The sequence below is a fragment of the Desulfovibrio desulfuricans genome (assembly GCF_004801255.1).
Lineage (GTDB): Bacteria > Desulfobacterota > Desulfovibrionia > Desulfovibrionales > Desulfovibrionaceae > Desulfovibrio > Desulfovibrio desulfuricans_C.
The window spans coordinates 226470-242574 of record NZ_CP036295.1 but is presented as its reverse complement, the minus strand read 5'-3'; the positions used below and the strand labels follow the sequence as shown (position 1 = coordinate 242574).

The following is a 16105-nucleotide window of genomic DNA, read 5'->3' as shown; positions in this document are numbered from 1 at the left end:
AGTTTTCATGAACAAGCTGCTCATTCTCTGTTGCCTGGTGCTTGGACTGCCTGTGGCTGTTCAGGCCGGCAACGACAAGATCGACCCTGCCGCCTATATTTGCGCCGAACTCATCACCCAGCCCATCACTGAAGGCGGCCAGGCGCCCGTTTTTGAAGCCCTGCAAATCGACGGTTACGTGAGCGCCAAAACCGGCAACCCCATAGCCGACCCCGAAACCCTTGCCCCCCTGCTTGGTCAGGCTTACGCCGCCTGCCAGGTTCACCCCACCCAAAAAGTGACCGCAGTGTGGCAGGAAGCCCGCAAGACCTTCCCCGTGGATACGGCTAGCACCTGGCGTGCCGACAAGACCCAGTGCAAGGACTACACCGCCAACCCCGACGACGGCAGCGGCTTTGTGATCTGGCTTGACGGCTACAACCGAGGCAAAAGCGGCAAGCCCGCATCCGTGCTTGTCAACGACGACGTCCTCAAGGCCTATCTGGATGCCTGCAGCAAACAGCCCGACGCTCTCATGCTCGACGTGCTGGCCCAAAGCGCCAAGTAACTGCAGTCAGCAATAAAAATATCAAGGCTGCGGATCTTCTGATCCGCAGCCTTCTTTTTTTGCCCGGCGCTTGCGTGTGTTGCCCGGCGGCTAAAAAATAACCATGTAGAGCGGGATGGTGATCATGGAAAGCAGGGTCGTGAGGCTAACGGCCTGCGCGCCAAATTCGGGGTCCGTGTGGTAATGGGCGCTCAAAATGGCCGCCTGGGCCATCACCGGCAACGAGGCCTGGATGATGAACACCTTGGCCATGAGCGGCGGCACGGTAAAAAAGAGCAGAAAGCCCGACATGACCAGCGGCCCCAGCACCATGCGTCCCACTACCAGCAGGGCCATGTCCTTGCTTATCCTTATGCTGCGCAGACCCATGTCGTAGATGGAAATACCGATGAATATCATGGCCAGAGGCGTTGTCAGGTTGCCCAGCGACCGGGCCACGTTCTGCAAAAATTCCGGCAGTTCAATGCCCAGCAGGGTCAGGCCCACGCCGGTCATAAAGCCCATGAGCGGCGGCGAAAACACCTGCAGCAGGCGCGTGTGCAGGGGGATGCAGCACTTGCTGTCCGTAATGTCGCAGGTGATGGAATACTGCCCCACTGTCCAGAAAAACACGGTGCTGGCGGCATAGTACAGCAGCACATAGGGTACGGAATTTTCGCCGAACAGGGCCAGATTGACGGGAATACCCACAAAAATGGTGTTTGAATTGGATACGCTGGCGCAGAACAGGCCAAAGTGCTGCCGCTTGATCTTGGCAAACTTGGCAATAATCACCGCCAGCGCAAACATCAGCACCACGGAACACAGCGGCAGCAATGCACCCTTTGCCAGCATGAGCAGATCGTTGCGGTGAAACGAATGCATGATGGTGTACATAAGAAAAGGCGGCAGGGCTATCTGCGTAATCAGCCGGGGCAGCATGATGCGCGTTTCCGAGCCAAACCAGTGCCGCGCGGCCAGCATAAAACCAACAAAGCCCATGAGCATCAGCCCAAAAACCCCGCCCAGCGCATGCAAAAATTCCATGTGTCTTATCCTTTGCAAATCGCCCGGCTCTCGAAAGGCCACAAAACCCCCATAGGCCAGGCCCATGGGGGTTTTGCAGCACTCAGCGCCGAGGTCCTTAAATATCCTTGTAGCGCCCGCCGTTAGCCGCCGAGCTAACCAGGTACGCGTAACGACGCAGCACCGGATAAGGGCAGTCTTTTTTGGGCACGTCAAGGGCGGCGCGGCGTTTTTCAAGCTCGGCCGCGTCTACCAGCAAATCAAGCTTGCGGTTGGGAATATCAATATGGATCATGTCGCCCTCGCGCACCAGGGCGATAACGCCGCCGTCGGCAGCCTCAGGCGAAATGTGGCCGATGGCCGCGCCGTTGGTACCGCCAGAGAACCGGCCGTCGGTCAGCAGGGCAACATCCTTGCCAAGTCCCATGCCCGTAATGGCCGCCGTGGGCGACAGCATCTCGCGCATGCCCGGTCCGCCGCGCGGGCCTTCGTAGCGAATGACCACGCCGTCGCCGGGTTTGATCTTGCCGTCAAGTATAGCCTTCATGGCGTCTTCTTCCGACTCGAACACGCAGGCCTTGACGTCGCGGCACATCATCTCGGGGGCCACGGCGGACTGCTTTACCACAGCGCCGCCGGGGGCCAGGCTGCCGCGCAGAATGGCGATGCCGCCCTGTTTGGAATAGGGGTTTTCAACGCTGTGGATCACGTCGGGGTTCAGCACGCGGGCGTTCATGTCCTTGAGGTTTTCGCCCACGGTCTTGCCCGTTGCGGTCATGCAGTCCTTGTTGATCAGGCCAAGCTTGTCCAGCTCGGTCATGACCGCCGGGATGCCGCCAGCGTTGTCAAGGTCGACCATGTAATGCTTGCCCGCCGGGGAGAGCTTGCACAGGTTGGGGCTTTTTTTGCTGACTTCGTCAAAAATATCCAGGCCCAGCTTCAACCCGGCCTCGCCAAAAACGGCGGGCAGGTGCAGCACAGTATTGGTGGAGCAGCCAAGGGCCATATCAACCGCCACGGCGTTGGCCACAGACTTGGGCGTTACGATGTCCAGCGGGCGGATGTTTTTGCGCAGCAGGTCCATAACGCGCATACCGGCGGTTTTGGCCAGACGGATGCGCGCGCCGCTCACGGCGGGGATGGTGCCGTTGCCGGGCAGGGCCACGCCGATGGTTTCGGACAGGCAGTTCATGGAATTGGCCGTAAACATGCCCGCACACGCGCCGCAGCCGGGGCAGGCGCGTTCGGCCATGTATTCCAGCTCTTCCTCGGTCATGGCGCCGCTGCGCACCTTGCCCACGGCCTCAAACACGGTGATGAGATCGCCGCGCTTGCCGGGACCGATGTCGCCGGGCAGCATGGGGCCGCCGGAAACGAGCACCGAGGGAATATTGAGGCGCATCATGGCCATGAGCATGCCGGGTACGCACTTGTCGCAGTTGGGTATGAACACCAGAGCGTCAAAGGCGTGGGCACGGGCCATAATTTCAATGGAGTCCGCAATGAATTCACGCGAGGGCAACGAAAAGCGCATGCCTTCATGGTTCATGGCCAGGCCGTCGCATACGGCAATGGCCGGGAACTGCAACGGCGTGCCGCCCGACATGCGCACACCGGCCTTGACCGCATCGGCAAGGCTGTTCAGGTGCATGTGCCCGGGCACGACCTCGCTGGCGGCATTCACAACACCTACCAGAGGACGATCCATCTCTTCCCGGGTGAGGCCCAGGGCATAGAGCAGGGAGCGGTGGGGGGCTTTTTCCAGCCCGGATTTCATTTTTTTGCTGCGTGCTTCATCATCCATGGCGGTATCCTTGTGGTATGAACAACAGACATTCCCCTTGCGCCCGCAAGGGGTGTTGGATGTTACGGCAAATTTTTGCGCCCGTAAACACGCCCCGGCGGCCCCCTGCCGGGGATAATCCTGCCCGGTGCAGGTATTTTTTGCACGCACGGCTTCCGCTCTTGAGCGCGCCGCCGAAGTGAGCTAATTTCCCGGCATGCAAAGCTCAACTCCCACCCTGGCCCGTCGCTATATTTTCAAGCTTGTGGCCAATATCGCCTCTGTCCCCCTGTATCTGGCCATGGAGGCCATTTTGCCGCGTGCGCTGGGACCGCAGATGTACGGCAACTACAGCTTTGCCACCAACCTGTTCCAGCAGCTCTCGGGCTTTCTGGACATGGGAACCTCCACCTGCTTTTACAATTCGCTCTCCCGCAGGCAGTCGGAAACCGGCCTCATTGGCTTTTACATGCGTGTTACCGCGGCGGTTTTTGCCATTATTCTACTGGCCGCCGCCCTGCTGCAGTTTCCATTTGCGGGCGAGCTGCTCATGCCCGACGTGCCGCTGTGGCTTGCGCCGCTGGCTGCCGTCTGGGCCTTTTTGACATGGTGGGGGCGCGTGCTGCGCTCCATGAACGACGCCGTGGGCGCGACGGTTTCGTCCGAGATGGTGCGCACAGCGGTTTCGCTGTGCACGGTTGGCCTGCTTGGCGTCATGTTCTGGGCAGACTGGCTGAACATACACACCCTGTTTGCCCAGCAGTATCTTATGCTGGGGGCCACGGCACTGGGCTACTGGCTGGTGACGCGCTCCTATTGGCGGCAGGCGGGCATTCCCCTGCACTTTCACCTTACGCAGGACCAGACCCGCGCCTACGGACGGGAATTTTTCAACTACAGCCACCCCCTGTTTGTGCAGGCGCTGCTCTCGTTTTTGCTGCTCTCGGCCGAGCGCTGGCTGCTGCAGTGGTTTGACGGCAGCGTGGAACAGGGATTTTTTGCCCTGTCCCAAAAGGTCAGCATGGCCTGCTTTCTTTTTGTCTCGGCCATGACGCCGCTGGTCATGCGCGAGCTTTCCATCGCCTGGGGCAACAACGACCGCGAGGCCATGGGGCGGCTGCTCACGCGCTTTGCGCCCCTGCTGTATGTGGTTGCGGCCTATTTTTCGTGCTTTACGCTGGCGGAGGGCTCCGCCCTGGTGAATTTTTTTGGCGGCGCGCAGTTTGCCGCAGCCACTCTGCCCGTGCAGATCATGGCGCTCTACCCCCTGCACCAGGCCTACGGGCAGCTGGCGGGATCGGTCTTTCACGCAACCGGGCGCACCAAGGTTTTGCGCAACATGGCGGCGCTGGAATGCATCTACGGGTTCAGCACCGCATGGTTTCTGCTTGCCCCGCCGGAATATCTTGGCCTGGGTCTGGGCGCGGTGGGCCTTGCGCTCAAGACCGTGTGCGTGCAGATCATCACCGTCAATGTGTACCTTTGGCTGGCCTCGCGCTTTATCCCCCTCAAGTTCTGGCGCAACGTGGCCCACCAGGTGTGGAGCCTCGCCGTGCTGTTGCTGCTGGCTTTTGGCTGCCGTCAGGCGACGCTGCTTATGGGTATTGGGGATCTCGACTCCCTGCCGCGCTTTCTGACGTCAGGCGTCATCTACACGATCGCTGTGGGCCTGCTGTGCCTGAGCATGCCTGCGGTCATGGGCTTTTCGCGCCAGGAGCTGCGCGAGGTTTTTATCCGCTTCAAAAAGTCGCGCTCGCACGGCTAGCCTGCAGGGCCAGTGGGCCTTGATAATCTTTGCTTAAAACCTGCCGCAAGTCTTCAGGCCCGGTCGCAAACCGTGCGGCCAGGGCCTGGCGCGAGTTGTCGGCATCTTACCTCCCCAGCCAGCCCCCTGGTGCGGCAGCCTCATAGAGCGGCAGCCTCACAGAGCGCCAGCCTCACCGCCAGCCGCGCGGCAGAGCCCCGCGCTGTTCCCAAGACATACGGCCTGGGGGTTGTTTGTTATGCCCTGCGGACAGCCGCGCGGCAGGCTCCCCCCTGCGCGGAGCGGCATCAGACAAGCACTCCGAGACCACTTGTGCTTTTTTGCACAAAAGAATACCGTAAAACAACTGGTGGCCCGCCCCAGGCGGGTTCGCCCAACCACGGTTTACGCCCCATCCCCTTAACATCAACTAAGGAGTAGCACCGTGCGCCGAATCCTGCCGTTTTTTCTTGCTTTACTACTGGTTGCCTGCAACGTTTACGCCTCCCCGCCCACCAAACAACTTCCCGGCGATCTTACCCTGGCCGAAGCGCAGACTGTGGTTAACGCAGCTCTGGCCTTTTCCGTCAAGCAGGGCATTCCCATGAACATCGCCGTAGTGGATGCCGGGGGCAACCTCAAAGCCTTTGCCCGCGAGGACGGGGCCTTCCTTGGCAGCATAGACATTGCGCAAAAGAAGGCCATAACCGCCCGGTATTTCAACATGTCCACTGCCCAGCTCGGCGCTGCCGCCCAGCCGGGCAAGGAACTTTTTGGCATTGAAGTCACCAATCGAGGCCTCGTCATCTTTGGCGGCGGCGAGCTGCTGGTCCGCAATGGGGTCATTGTCGGGGCCGTAGGCGTGAGCGGCGGCAGCGTGGCTGAAGACACCGCCGTTTCAAAGGCTGGCGCAGCTGCGCTCAAGTAACCGCGCGCCAAGGCATACCCGCCCGGGGCGGGCAACGGCATAGCTGGTGCCGGGGCTGAACGTTGCAGCCCGATGCGGGTGTTTTTGCCGTCAGCGTCTGCTCCGGCAGGCGGCAGCGGCAGGCGCTCACGCCTCTACGCTGTGAATTCCACGCGTTCCCCGGCCAAACCCCCAGTTTGCCCAAACTGCCAACAGCCAGGCCGGGCTGTGCAACAACAGGGGTTCAGCACGTCGACATACTTTTACTGCCCTGAGCAACTACTAAAGGCGGCCAGCTTTCTCCGTTGAAATTTCGGAAAAAGCTGGCCGCCTGAATATGCAATATTTTTTATCTGCCTGCGGGGGGCAAGGCGGAAGCTGCTGACGTCTTACACCGCCGCATCCAGCAGCAGGTTGTCCCTGTGGATAACCTCGGGGTAGTGCGCGTCGCCCAGTATCGCGGCCACTTCGTGCCGTTTCAGGCCCATAATTTTTTTCAGGTCGGCGGCGCTGTAGTTGGAAAGCCCCACGCCCAGGCTTTGGCCCTCGTGCAACACGCGGATAAGCGCACCCTGCTGAAAGCTGCCCTCGACGCGAAACACCCCGCCGGGCAGCAGACTGCCGCCCTTGTGCAGCAGGGCTTTGGCCGCGCCGGCGTCCACATGCACCCCGCCTGCCGGGTCGGACTGATAGGCCAGCCAGAACTTGCGCCGCGGGATGGCATGCATGGCCGGGCACACCCATGTGCCGCCGGTAAAAGGCTCGTGCCCTTCCGGCGCAGGGCAGACGCCGCTGGCAGCAAAGGCCCTCGTGATGATTTCTGGCTCGCGCCCTGGCAAAATCAGCGTGGGCACGCCAATCTGCGCGGCACGACGGGCAGCCAGAAGCTTGGAATACATACCGCCAGTGCCCACAGAGGTTTTGCCGCCGCAAAGCAGGCCCAGATCAAGCGCCGCCACATCCTCGATATGATCCAGAATGGGAGCGCCGGGGTTTTTTTGCGGATCGGCGGCCAGAACGCCCGAGGCAGAGGTAAGATTGATGAACAGCTCGGCCCCGGTCAGGTTGACCAGCAGGCTCGCCAGACAGTCGTTGTCGCCGAACTTCAGCTCGCTGATGGAGACCGTGTCGTTTTCATTGACAATGGGCAGCACGCCCCATTCCAGCAGCTCGGCAAAGGTGTTGCGGGCATTGAGAAAGCGCTGACGCGCGCGCAGGTCGTCGCGGGTCAGCAGCACCTGGGCGGTGGGCATGCGGTGGGCAAAAAAAACCTTGTCCCAGGCCTGCATAAGCTGGCCCTGCCCCACGGCGGCCGCAGCCTGACGCGCAGCCAGACCTGCGGTTTCAACCACATGCCCGCGCGAGGTCAGCGCGGCTCTGCCCGCAGCCACAGCCCCGGAGGAAACCAGCACCAGCCTGCGGGGGTGCGCATCGACGGCATCGCCGCCCGGCAACAGATTGCGCAGCCACGCCAACTGCCCGGCCAGATTATCCAGCACGGGGGCGCACAGTCCGTTGGCGTCGGTCAATACAGCGCTGCCGACCTTAACGACCACAACCCGCGCCTGCGTGAGCACGCGCGCGCGTTCCTGCCGCCAGTCTTCGTTGGGGGCTGCCATATATGCTCCACAGACCGCTATTCGCGGGTATAGATCACTTCAATTTCGGGGAACTCCTCATCTTCGTCCCCGTCTATTTCCGCAAAGTGCAGGATGGGCGCGTGGCTGGCGGTCTGATCGCGCATACGCCACAGTTCTTCCACCAGCGGTTCGAGGTCAATACCGTCGCGCGCGGAAATAAAGAAGATGTCGCGGCCGTCTGCCCTGGCGCGGGCCTTGAGGTCCGCCAGCCGCTCGGGCGTGAGCAGATCGATCTTGTTGACCACCTCGATCTGGTGACGTTCGCCAAGTTCTGCGTCAAAACGGCGCAGCTCTTCGTTGATAAGGTCAAAGCCCGCCCACGGGTCTTCATCGCCCACATCCTCGACACTGAGGATGTGCACCAGAAACCGCGTGCGTTCTACGTGTTTGAGAAAGCGCAGGCCAAGGCCCTGCCCCTCGTGCGCGCCTTCGATGAGACCGGGGATGTCGGCAATGACCATGCGCCTGTCAGGGTCCACCTCGTCAATCATGACGCCGAGGTTGGGCGTGAGCGTGGTGAAGGGATAGGCCGCAATTTTTGGGCGCGCCGCCGACACCTGCGAAATAAACGTGGATTTGCCCGCATTGGGCAGACCCAGCAGACCGGCGTCCGCCAAAATTTTCAGCTCGAGGCGCAGACTCTTTTCCTCGCCGGGTTCGCCGGGCTGGCAAAAGCGCGGGGCGCGCATGGTCGCAGACTTGAAGTGCTCGTTGCCCTTGCCGCCGCGCCCGCCACGGGCCACCAGCACCTCGGTATCGGGGTCGCTGAGGTCGGCCAGCAGTTCCTCGCCGTCGGGGCCTTCGGCAAACACCAGCGTGCCCACCGGCAGGTGCAGCACCATATCTTCGCCCTTCTTGCCGTCGCACTGGCTGCCCTCGCCGGGACGGCCATTGCGGGCCTCGTACAGACGCTTGAGGCGAAAGTCGTACAACGACAGCAGACGACCGTCGGCCTTTAACAGTACAGAACCGCCGTCGCCGCCGTTGCCGCCGTCCGGCCCGCCGCGCGGCACGAACTTTTCGCGCCGGAACGAAAGGCAACCGTGCCCGCCCTTACCGGCGCGCACCTGAATTCGAGCTTCATCTACAAATCGCATGGGGTATCCTTGCGGTCAGTCCGCGCGGTGCGCCGCAGTGCGGCATTCACCGTTTTTTTATGGGGCTGCCGTTCCAAAAAGCCGCTTGCACAAGCAGCTGCGCGGCAAAGGCCGACGTGGGCTTATGCCCGCTCCGATTTGGCCGCATATTTGGCAGTGGCGCATTCTGGCCACGCATACCCCAGCACAAACACCGAAAGGGAAGAAGCCTCGCGGCCCCTTCCCTCATCGGCAAATTCCACGCGGCCGCGCTTAGTCGGCGGCCGCTTCCACATGCACGCGCGTGTGAACGCGGCGCTTGCGGATATACTTTTCAAAACGCACGACGCCGGCCACTTTGGCGAACAGGGTAAAATCCCTGCCCATGCCCACGTTTACACCAGGGTAAACGGTGGTGCCGAGCTGACGCACCAGAATATTGCCAGCCAGAACCTTCTGACCGCCAAAACGCTTTACGCCGCGGCGTTGGCCTTCACTATCGCGGCCGTTGCGCGAAGAGCCGCCTGCTTTCTTATGTGCCATGGTAGCCTCCCTGGGGCGCCGACCCTATGGACCGGCGGGGCATAATATAAATATCGCTCAACGCGCCCCTGCACGAATGCGGAGCCGCTATGGCAAGCCTTGCCCGCAGCTTGCCCGAACCTCGACAGAACCGGGTTCTAGGCGTTGATGCTCTTAACGCGAATGGTGGTGTAATCCTGGCGATGACCGCGCATCTTGCGCGAGTCGTTACGACGCCAGCGCTTGAACACCTTGATCTTGGGTCCACGCCCGTGATCCACCACTTCCGCCGTGACGGCGGCCCCGGCAAGATAGGGAGCGCCGACTTTGCATTCTGCGCCGCCGACCATCAGCACCTTGTCCAGGGAAATTTCGCTTCCGGTCTGCACCGCAAGCTTTTCCACAACTACTTTGGAACCTTCTTCGACGCGGTACTGTTTTCCGCCGGTCTCGATAATCGCGTACATATCAACCTCCAAAAAGAGAAAGGCATATTTGCCCCACAGGTCGACAAATGTCAAGCGCGTTTTGCCCTTTTTTTTGCAAAACCCGCCGAACAGTCCGCGACTTGCGCGAACGATGATAATACATTACTTGCCGTCGGGGTGCAATCCCTTTTGTCCACCAGGCCTGCGCCCTTGCGCCCCCGCCTGCCTGCTGCTATCTGTGGAGCACCATGAATGCCCCTACCGACGCTATCACTGTTGACATCACCGCCCTGTCGCACGACGGGCGCGGCATCGCTCGCCTTGCGTCTGCCGACGGGCAGGGGCGCGGCGCTGTGGTCTTTGTGACCAACGCCCTACCGGGGCAAAAGGTGCTGGCGCGCATCACGCGCCGCAAGTCTTCCTTTATAGAGGCCGAGGCGCTGCAGCTGCTGCGCGAGGCCCCGGACGCGGCCCGGCCCATCTGCCCGCACCATGCCGACTGCGGCGGTTGCCCGCTGCAAACCATGCCGTATGAACAGCAGCTTTTCTGGAAGCGCACCATAGCGCTGGACGCGCTCAGCCGCATAGGCGGGCTGAACCGCTCCACACTTGAAACCCTGCTCGGGCCGGTTGCGCCTTCTCCTGCCGCCATCCGCTTTCGCAACAAGATGGAATTTGCCTTTGGCCCAGACGCATCGCGCGAATGCGGGCTCATGCTCGGCCTGCGCAGGCGCAACGGGCGCGATGTGGTGGCCGTGCCAGAGTGCGCTCTCATGCCCGCAGAGGCCCTGCGCATGGTCGACATGGTTGGCAATCTGGCAGCCAAGAGCGGCCTTGCCGCCTATGTTCCGCCAGATGCGCGGCCAGACTCCCGGCCAGACTCCCGTTCAGTCGCAATGACAGCTTCCCGCCGCAAAACCAACCAGTGCAAACAAACGGCTCGCGGCAACCGCCATGAACCGGCCCGCCGAGTACCCACTCATTATTATACAGTGCAGCAAGACACGGCCGATCCTGGCTTCTGGCGTTTTTTTGTTTTGCGCCGGGGGCTGGCCGCAGACCTGCGTACGCCGCGCTGGTGGGCATTGTGCATCACAAGCCCCGGCGATGCACAGCAAAGGGCCGCCGTGCGCGCCCTTGGGCGCGAAGTGCTGGCGGCTTTTCCGCAACTATACGCTTTTATCCATGAGGAACGCAGCACGGCAGACGCCTTTGCCTTTGGCGAAAAGCGCGTGCAGACTCTGGATGCAACGGGAATGGACAATCCCGCAGCGGCCCGGCTATTTCAGCCACTAAATGGTGCTTATTTTGCCCTGGATGCGACCTCGTTCTTTCAGGTCAACACCGCTGCGGCGCAGGTGCTGGCCCGCACCGCCCAGAGCATGCTGACGCCCCAGGCCGAAGCCGCCCCAGAGAGCCGAGGCCTGCTTGATCTCTACTGCGGCGTTGGCGCTCCGGGCCTGTTGCTGGCGTCGGATTACGCAGCCCTGCTTGGGCTGGAGCAGGACGCCAGGGCCGTGAAACTGGCAACGATCAATGCGGCAAACAACGGTCAGCACCACTGCCAATACAAGGCAGGCGACGCGGCCCAGCGGCTGGAACGTCTTGCAGCGTGCGGCGCACAAAACATGTGGGCTGCAACGCGCAGTCAAACCACACAGGGGGATAACGAGGCAGCTGACGCGCCGGCAGATGCAGCCAAACCCAACACCCACGCAGGCACGACGCTGCCAAGCGTCACAGACGCACTGGTTGACCCCCCGAGGGCGGGGCTTTCGCCGCGCGCTCTTGACGCACTGCTGCGCATAGCGCCAGAGCGCATCCTCTATATATCGTGCAACCCGTCAACTCTGGCGCGCGACGCGGCCCAGTTGCGCTGCCGTTACAGGCTGGAGCGGCTCGCAGTGGTGGATCTTTTTCCGCACACGCCGCATCTTGAGACGCTGAGTCTCTGGCTCAAAACATAAAACCGCCTGTCGGTGGTACGGCTTTTCATATTTTTTTGATCCCGCTTTTGGTATCAACAGCCGCCTTTCTGGCTCTGTGGGCTGCAAGGAATGCAGCGTAATCACAAGTTTCCGCCCAAAGTCATTGACGCGTCAGGTCGGCTGTGATAATTTGAACAGCGTTAAGGGGACCATGACGCTACAGGTTCCGAGAGCCATGCGCGCGGAGGCCTCATGTCGTTCAAGGATTTTCTTAAACAGCAGCAAACCGGCATGGAAGCCATGGCCAATACTGGGGTCATCGGATTGCATCTGGTTAGCGGCCCCGCAGTCGGGTTTGCCATTGGTTACGGCATCGACCACTGGTTTGGCACCACACCTTGGGGCAAGCTGGTTTTTCTGTTCATCGGCATTGCGGCAGGTTTTTTGAACGTCTACCGCGATACCCAGGCCCTGCTGCGCAAAATTGCCGCGCAGGACGCCCGCCGAAAAGGCCTTGTGCCGGAACAGCAAAACGCAACGCCCCCAGCGGGGCAAGGCAAGACAAACAGCCGTGCGCAGACTGAAACAGATGATACACAGCCTTGACGCCTGGCTTTGGCGGCGCGGCATAGACCACCCGGCTATCCGCGTGCTGCTGCGCAACGAAATTTTGCTCGCCGCATTCACTTTGCTGGTCGGCGGGTTGGCCTTTACGGCCACGACCTGGATTTTTTGGTTTGGAGTGGGCCTGACCATAATGGCCTGGACGTTTTGGGGGCTGGCGCGCTTTTTTTTGCGCAAGGGCCTGGGCGATTACAGTACGGCCTTTTTGCGCATCGTACTGGTGCGCTGGATAGGCAGGCTTGTTTTGGTTGGCGCAGTTCTTTATGTATCGCTGATCACCTGCAGAGCTCCTGTTTTTGCCATAGTGGGCGGCATGGCCGCAGCCGGAGCATGCGCTCTGGCAAGTTACGCACTGGCAGCGCGCAGCCCGCGACGCCGTGCTGACTAAAGCAGAACCGGCTGGAACAACCCGGTCGTACACCGGCAGGGCGTGAGTCCAAGGCCGCAAATTTTGGGGAACGGCCCGCAGGGGTCCAACATCAACGCAGCGCTTTGGCGCGTATTCACCAGGAGGCATGGCTCATGGCAGGTGGTTTGCCGCATCCGGTATTGCTCTCCACATTTATGGGCATGGACGAGATCACCATCGGTGGACAGATGGTGGAATTCAAGCATGTGTTCTACTCCTGGGTCTGTATGGCCATTTTGTTCACCGTCGCGTTGATTATGCGCCGTCGGCTGACTATGGTTCCCGGAGGCCTGCAAAACTTTTTCGAAGCCTTGGTGGATACCATCGAGAACTTCATCCTAGCCACCATGGGCGAAAACGGGCGTAAGTTCGTCGGCCTGCTGACTGGCATGTTCATCTACATTTTTGGCATGAACCTCATGGGTCTGGTACCCGGCCTTGACGCCCCCACGGCCAACCTTAACACCACCGTGTGCATGGCTCTGTTCGTGCTGGTGTTCTACAACGCCATAGGTCTGATCCGCTGGAAGGCGCACTACATCCATCACTTTACCGGCCCTTCCAAGGTGCTTATTCCACTTATGCTTCCGCTTGAAGTGGTTTCGCACCTGTCGCGCCCGGTTTCTCTCTCGCTCCGTCTTTTCGGCAACATCCGCGGTGAAGAAATCGTTATGGTGCTGTTCTTCGTGATGGCTCCCATACTCGGAACCCTGCCCATCTACGCCCTGTTCCTCTTGGGCAAGACCATGCAGGCCTTCGTGTTCTTCATGCTGACCATGTTTTACATCAAGGGCGCGCTTGAAGCACCCGAGCATTAGGCCGATAGGCCTGGGCTGCCTGCAGCCGGCCGACTAGCGGCGAATGCGGGACGTTACACACGACACATAGTGGGGAATGGTCGATAACGACCCAACAATACAACAGTGCAAGGAGTGTCTCATGCGTAAGTTTCTGATGATCGCCCTGAACACCGTGGCCCTTCTCGGCATGGCCAGCATGGCCTTCGCCGCCAATCAGCTCGACGCCTCGGCTCTGGGTTACACCTGCCTGGCCGCCGCCCTTGGCATCGGCATTGCCGCTTTTGGTTGCGGCATCGGCATGGGTCTTGGTCTGAAGGGCGCCTGCGAAGGCGTTGCCCGCAACCCTGACGTGAGCGGCAAGATCACCGGTACCATGATTCTGGCCTTCGCCTTCATCGAATCGCTGGCCATTTACGCCCTGGTTATCAGCTTCATCCTGCTGTACGCCAACCCCTACGCGTAAGTTCGAATCGTCTGATTTGCAAAAAGGGCGGCCCTCGGGTCGCCCTTTTTGTTTTGTTCCGCAGGAGCAACTGCGGGCTGTTCATGGCCCGCCAGGGTTTCCGCCAGACAGCAAAGCCGTGTCCCAACCTGCCCAAGCGCCAAAGTCAGAGGGAACCTTAATCCGCCGCTGCCTCTCGAAGCAACTCCGGGCACGGCCCCAGGCGCAGCGCAAGATACACAACCAACACGGGCAAAGCCTGCAGACGCACGCCACACCCTCGCGATACCGCGCCCCCGCCGCTCGCACGCGGGCCGGGCGCACAATCGCAGGGCGCTTAAGGAGTGCTCGTGGGTGGAGCTGAGCACGTGCGAGCCAAAACATTGTGCGACCCACTGCCCGCTAAAAAAATTGCGCAATTGCCAACCAGCCAAGACAAGTAATCTATACGCTTAACCTTTGTTAACTTTTGTGGTAGTAATTATCTCCTACTGTAGTTCATTTGCATAACCTGCTGAAACAACAGACCACGCACAAACCCATCGCAGATGCGCAAAACTTGAAAAGTGGTGAAATAAATTTTATCAATAAAAGGCGGCATAAATTTGTTTGGAACAGGTAAAACCAAGGGTTTTGCCTATCGCGCAAAACCCGGCAAAACTGCATTAGTTCCTGCAATTTTACCTGGTTATCTGGTCAAAGAGCACCAAATTCACAAAGCTTGCGCCAAGCAATATTTCTGCTATAAAATCAATTTCACAAAGCTTGCAACAATACGACCCGCTGCGCATCCAGAAGGTACACCATGGTTAACCCACCGAAAAGCAAACATATCCCCAGAGCGACCATCCAGCGCCTTGCGACCTATGTGCAGGTGCTTGAAAATTTTTCGCGCGACAATGTTGAGGTAATCTCCTCGAACCCCCTTGCGGACGCATGCGGCGTCAACGGCTCTCAGGTTCGCAAGGACCTTGCGTATTTCGGTGAATTTGGCATCCGCGGCGTCGGTTATCATGTCAAATCGCTTATTGCCGCAATCACCTCGTCGCTTGGCGTCGACCGCGAATGGCGCATGGCGCTTATCGGCGTCGGCAACCTGGGCAAGGCCATTCTAAACCATGGCGAATTTCGCTCTCGCGGATTCAACATCGTGGGTATTTTTGACTGCGACCCCTTCAAGATCGGCGAGATCGTCCACGGGCTCGAGGTGCACTGCACACGCGACCTCAAGGACATGGTGACCGACCTCAACATTGAAATCGGCATCATCACCACCCCGCCCGAAAGAGCGCAGAGGGCCGCGCAACACCTGATGGATGCGGGCATTACCTCCATCCTCAACTTTGCTCCCTCACGCATCAAGGTGCCTGAAAGAATCAACGTTGAATACGTGGACTTTTTCCACCACCTGTACGCGCTGGCCTTCAACCATCCCCAAACCCGCTGACGCTGTGACCATTACCACCTTAGCAACATGGCCAGGACGTTTTCATGACGCCCTGGCTTTTTTGACCCGTCTGGCGCCGCCGCGCCCATCTTGCACCGCAGCCTCCCTCAGTGCGGCCATGCCGTTTTTTGCCCCTGTCGGGCTTGTAATTGGCGCATTGTGCACCTTAGCGGCCTTTGCAGCGCTGTGGGCCTTTGACAAGCCGACATCCGGAGTTGCGAGCAACATCGTCGCCGCCGCGCTGGCCGCTTGGGCCTGGATGGTTTGCGAGATATGGTCCACCAGAGGCCTGCACTGGGACGGGCTGTCTGATCTGGGCGATGCGGTTGGGAGCGGCGCAGAGGGCGAACGTTTTTGGACCATCCTGCGCGACAGCAGGCTTGGCGCGTTTGGCGCACTGCATATGCTTGTGGCCTTCAGCGGCCTGTGGCTGAGCCTTGTGGGGCACCTGGTCCAGGGGCAGTGGATTGCCCTTGTGCTTGCTCCTGCCTGGGGCCGCGCGGCAGGCATCTGGCTTGCCGCATACACAACCCCATATCAGCAGCGCTCGCTGGGCGGTCTGGCCTGCGCCGGCTGCACGCCGCAACTGGCACGCTGGCAGGTTCTGCTGACGGCAGCCATGGCTGTTCTGGTTCTGTTTGGCGGCTGCCCCTTCTGGCGGCTGCCGCTGCTTGCCCTTGGGCAGTTTGCGCTGGTGCACAGCCTTATAGACAAGGCCCGGCTGCAGGGCGGTGTTTCCGGCGACTTTCTCGGCGCGTGCATCCAGTGGAGCCAGTTGTGTTTTCTGCTGCTTACAGTGTAAA

The 16105-nt window shown here is 60.4% G+C and carries 16 protein-coding genes; 10 read left to right on the top strand and 6 right to left on the bottom strand.

Going from position 1 to position 16105, the window contains the following annotated elements:
- Positions 1-7: 7 nt before the first annotated feature.
- Entirely contained in the window at positions 8-547 is a 540-nt protein-coding gene (locus DDIC_RS01035) for an HdeA/HdeB family chaperone (protein ID WP_136398732.1), read from the top strand.
- A 90-nt stretch (positions 548-637) separates the two neighbouring features.
- Here the strand turns inward: DDIC_RS01035 and DDIC_RS01030 are convergent, their stop codons facing one another.
- Both DDIC_RS01030 and ilvD read right to left on the bottom strand, forming a co-directional pair.
- Complete coding sequence (locus tag DDIC_RS01030; protein WP_136398731.1) at positions 638-1573, bottom strand: AEC family transporter; 936 nt, start codon at positions 1571-1573, stop codon at positions 638-640.
- Between the two features lie 97 nt (positions 1574-1670).
- Positions 1671-3356: a dihydroxy-acid dehydratase gene (gene ilvD / locus DDIC_RS01025; RefSeq protein WP_136398730.1), complete on the bottom strand. Its 1686-nt coding sequence runs from the start codon at positions 3354-3356 to the stop codon at positions 1671-1673.
- A 196-nt stretch (positions 3357-3552) separates the two neighbouring features.
- Between ilvD and DDIC_RS01020 the strand changes: the two genes are divergently transcribed.
- Complete coding sequence (locus DDIC_RS01020) at positions 3553-5100, top strand: lipopolysaccharide biosynthesis protein (RefSeq protein WP_136398729.1); 1548 nt, start codon at positions 3553-3555, stop codon at positions 5098-5100.
- Between the two features lie 424 nt (positions 5101-5524).
- Entirely contained in the window at positions 5525-6007 is a 483-nt protein-coding gene (locus DDIC_RS01015) for a GlcG/HbpS family heme-binding protein (RefSeq protein ID WP_136398728.1), read from the top strand.
- Between the two features lie 368 nt (positions 6008-6375).
- Here the strand turns inward: DDIC_RS01015 and proB are convergent, their stop codons facing one another.
- The 4 genes from proB to rplU form a co-directional block, all read right to left on the bottom strand.
- Positions 6376-7605, bottom strand: coding sequence for a glutamate 5-kinase (gene proB / locus DDIC_RS01010; RefSeq protein WP_136398727.1), 1230 nt, complete (start codon positions 7603-7605; stop codon positions 6376-6378).
- A gap of 17 nt (positions 7606-7622) precedes the next feature.
- Positions 7623-8723, bottom strand: a complete 1101-nt coding sequence (obgE, locus tag DDIC_RS01005; RefSeq protein ID WP_136398726.1) for a GTPase ObgE — start codon at positions 8721-8723, stop codon at positions 7623-7625.
- A gap of 252 nt (positions 8724-8975) precedes the next feature.
- Entirely contained in the window at positions 8976-9245 is a 270-nt protein-coding gene (gene rpmA / locus DDIC_RS01000) for a 50S ribosomal protein L27 (RefSeq protein WP_136398725.1), read from the bottom strand.
- Between the two features lie 137 nt (positions 9246-9382).
- Positions 9383-9691 (bottom strand): 50S ribosomal protein L21, encoded by a 309-nt coding sequence (gene rplU / locus DDIC_RS00995; protein WP_136398724.1) that lies wholly within the window; start codon positions 9689-9691, stop codon positions 9383-9385.
- A gap of 209 nt (positions 9692-9900) precedes the next feature.
- Here rplU and DDIC_RS00990 point away from each other — a divergent pair, with 209 nt between their 5' ends.
- From DDIC_RS00990 to DDIC_RS00960, 7 genes are all read left to right on the top strand, one after another.
- Positions 9901-11619 carry a class I SAM-dependent RNA methyltransferase gene (locus tag DDIC_RS00990; RefSeq protein ID WP_136398723.1) on the top strand — a complete coding sequence of 573 codons (1719 nt, stop codon included), beginning with the start codon at positions 9901-9903 and terminating at the stop codon, positions 11617-11619.
- Between the two features lie 213 nt (positions 11620-11832).
- Positions 11833-12186, top strand: a complete 354-nt coding sequence (locus DDIC_RS00985; RefSeq protein ID WP_136398722.1) for an AtpZ/AtpI family protein — start codon at positions 11833-11835, stop codon at positions 12184-12186.
- Positions 12152-12592 carry a hypothetical protein gene (locus DDIC_RS00980; RefSeq protein WP_247647508.1) on the top strand — a complete coding sequence of 147 codons (441 nt, stop codon included), beginning with the start codon at positions 12152-12154 and terminating at the stop codon, positions 12590-12592. The genes DDIC_RS00985 and DDIC_RS00980 overlap by 35 nt, the downstream gene beginning before the upstream one ends.
- 134 nt (positions 12593-12726) lie before the next feature.
- The gene (atpB, locus tag DDIC_RS00975; RefSeq protein WP_136398721.1) at positions 12727-13431 is read left to right on the top strand and encodes a F0F1 ATP synthase subunit A; all 705 of its coding nucleotides are present in this window, start codon (positions 12727-12729) and stop codon (positions 13429-13431) included.
- A 121-nt stretch (positions 13432-13552) separates the two neighbouring features.
- Positions 13553-13876 carry an ATP synthase F0 subunit C gene (gene atpE, locus DDIC_RS00970; protein WP_136398720.1) on the top strand — a complete coding sequence of 108 codons (324 nt, stop codon included), beginning with the start codon at positions 13553-13555 and terminating at the stop codon, positions 13874-13876.
- A gap of 784 nt (positions 13877-14660) precedes the next feature.
- A complete protein-coding gene (locus DDIC_RS00965; protein WP_136398719.1) occupies positions 14661-15302 on the top strand; it encodes a redox-sensing transcriptional repressor Rex in 642 nt (213 codons plus the stop codon).
- Between the two features lie 4 nt (positions 15303-15306).
- Positions 15307-16104: an adenosylcobinamide-GDP ribazoletransferase gene (locus tag DDIC_RS00960; protein WP_247647586.1), complete on the top strand. Its 798-nt coding sequence runs from the start codon at positions 15307-15309 to the stop codon at positions 16102-16104.
- Position 16105 lies beyond the last annotated feature (1 nt).

Coding starts and splice junctions, on each gene's coding strand:
- ilvD (WP_136398730.1), bottom strand. CDS start 3,356: ATGGATGATGAAGCACGCAGCAAAAAAATGAAATCCGGGCTGGAAAAA.
- DDIC_RS01035 (WP_136398732.1), top strand. CDS start 8: ATGAACAAGCTGCTCATTCTCTGTTGCCTGGTGCTTGGACTGCCTGTG.
- proB (WP_136398727.1), bottom strand. CDS start 7,605: ATGGCAGCCCCCAACGAAGACTGGCGGCAGGAACGCGCGCGCGTGCTC.
- DDIC_RS01030 (WP_136398731.1), bottom strand. CDS start 1,573: ATGGAATTTTTGCATGCGCTGGGCGGGGTTTTTGGGCTGATGCTCATG.
- DDIC_RS01020 (WP_136398729.1), top strand. CDS start 3,553: ATGCAAAGCTCAACTCCCACCCTGGCCCGTCGCTATATTTTCAAGCTT.
- rpmA (WP_136398725.1), bottom strand. CDS start 9,245: ATGGCACATAAGAAAGCAGGCGGCTCTTCGCGCAACGGCCGCGATAGT.
- DDIC_RS00965 (WP_136398719.1), top strand. CDS start 14,661: ATGGTTAACCCACCGAAAAGCAAACATATCCCCAGAGCGACCATCCAG.
- DDIC_RS00985 (WP_136398722.1), top strand. CDS start 11,833: ATGTCGTTCAAGGATTTTCTTAAACAGCAGCAAACCGGCATGGAAGCC.
- obgE (WP_136398726.1), bottom strand. CDS start 8,723: ATGCGATTTGTAGATGAAGCTCGAATTCAGGTGCGCGCCGGTAAGGGC.
- DDIC_RS00990 (WP_136398723.1), top strand. CDS start 9,901: ATGAATGCCCCTACCGACGCTATCACTGTTGACATCACCGCCCTGTCG.
- atpE (WP_136398720.1), top strand. CDS start 13,553: ATGCGTAAGTTTCTGATGATCGCCCTGAACACCGTGGCCCTTCTCGGC.
- atpB (WP_136398721.1), top strand. CDS start 12,727: ATGGCAGGTGGTTTGCCGCATCCGGTATTGCTCTCCACATTTATGGGC.
- rplU (WP_136398724.1), bottom strand. CDS start 9,691: ATGTACGCGATTATCGAGACCGGCGGAAAACAGTACCGCGTCGAAGAA.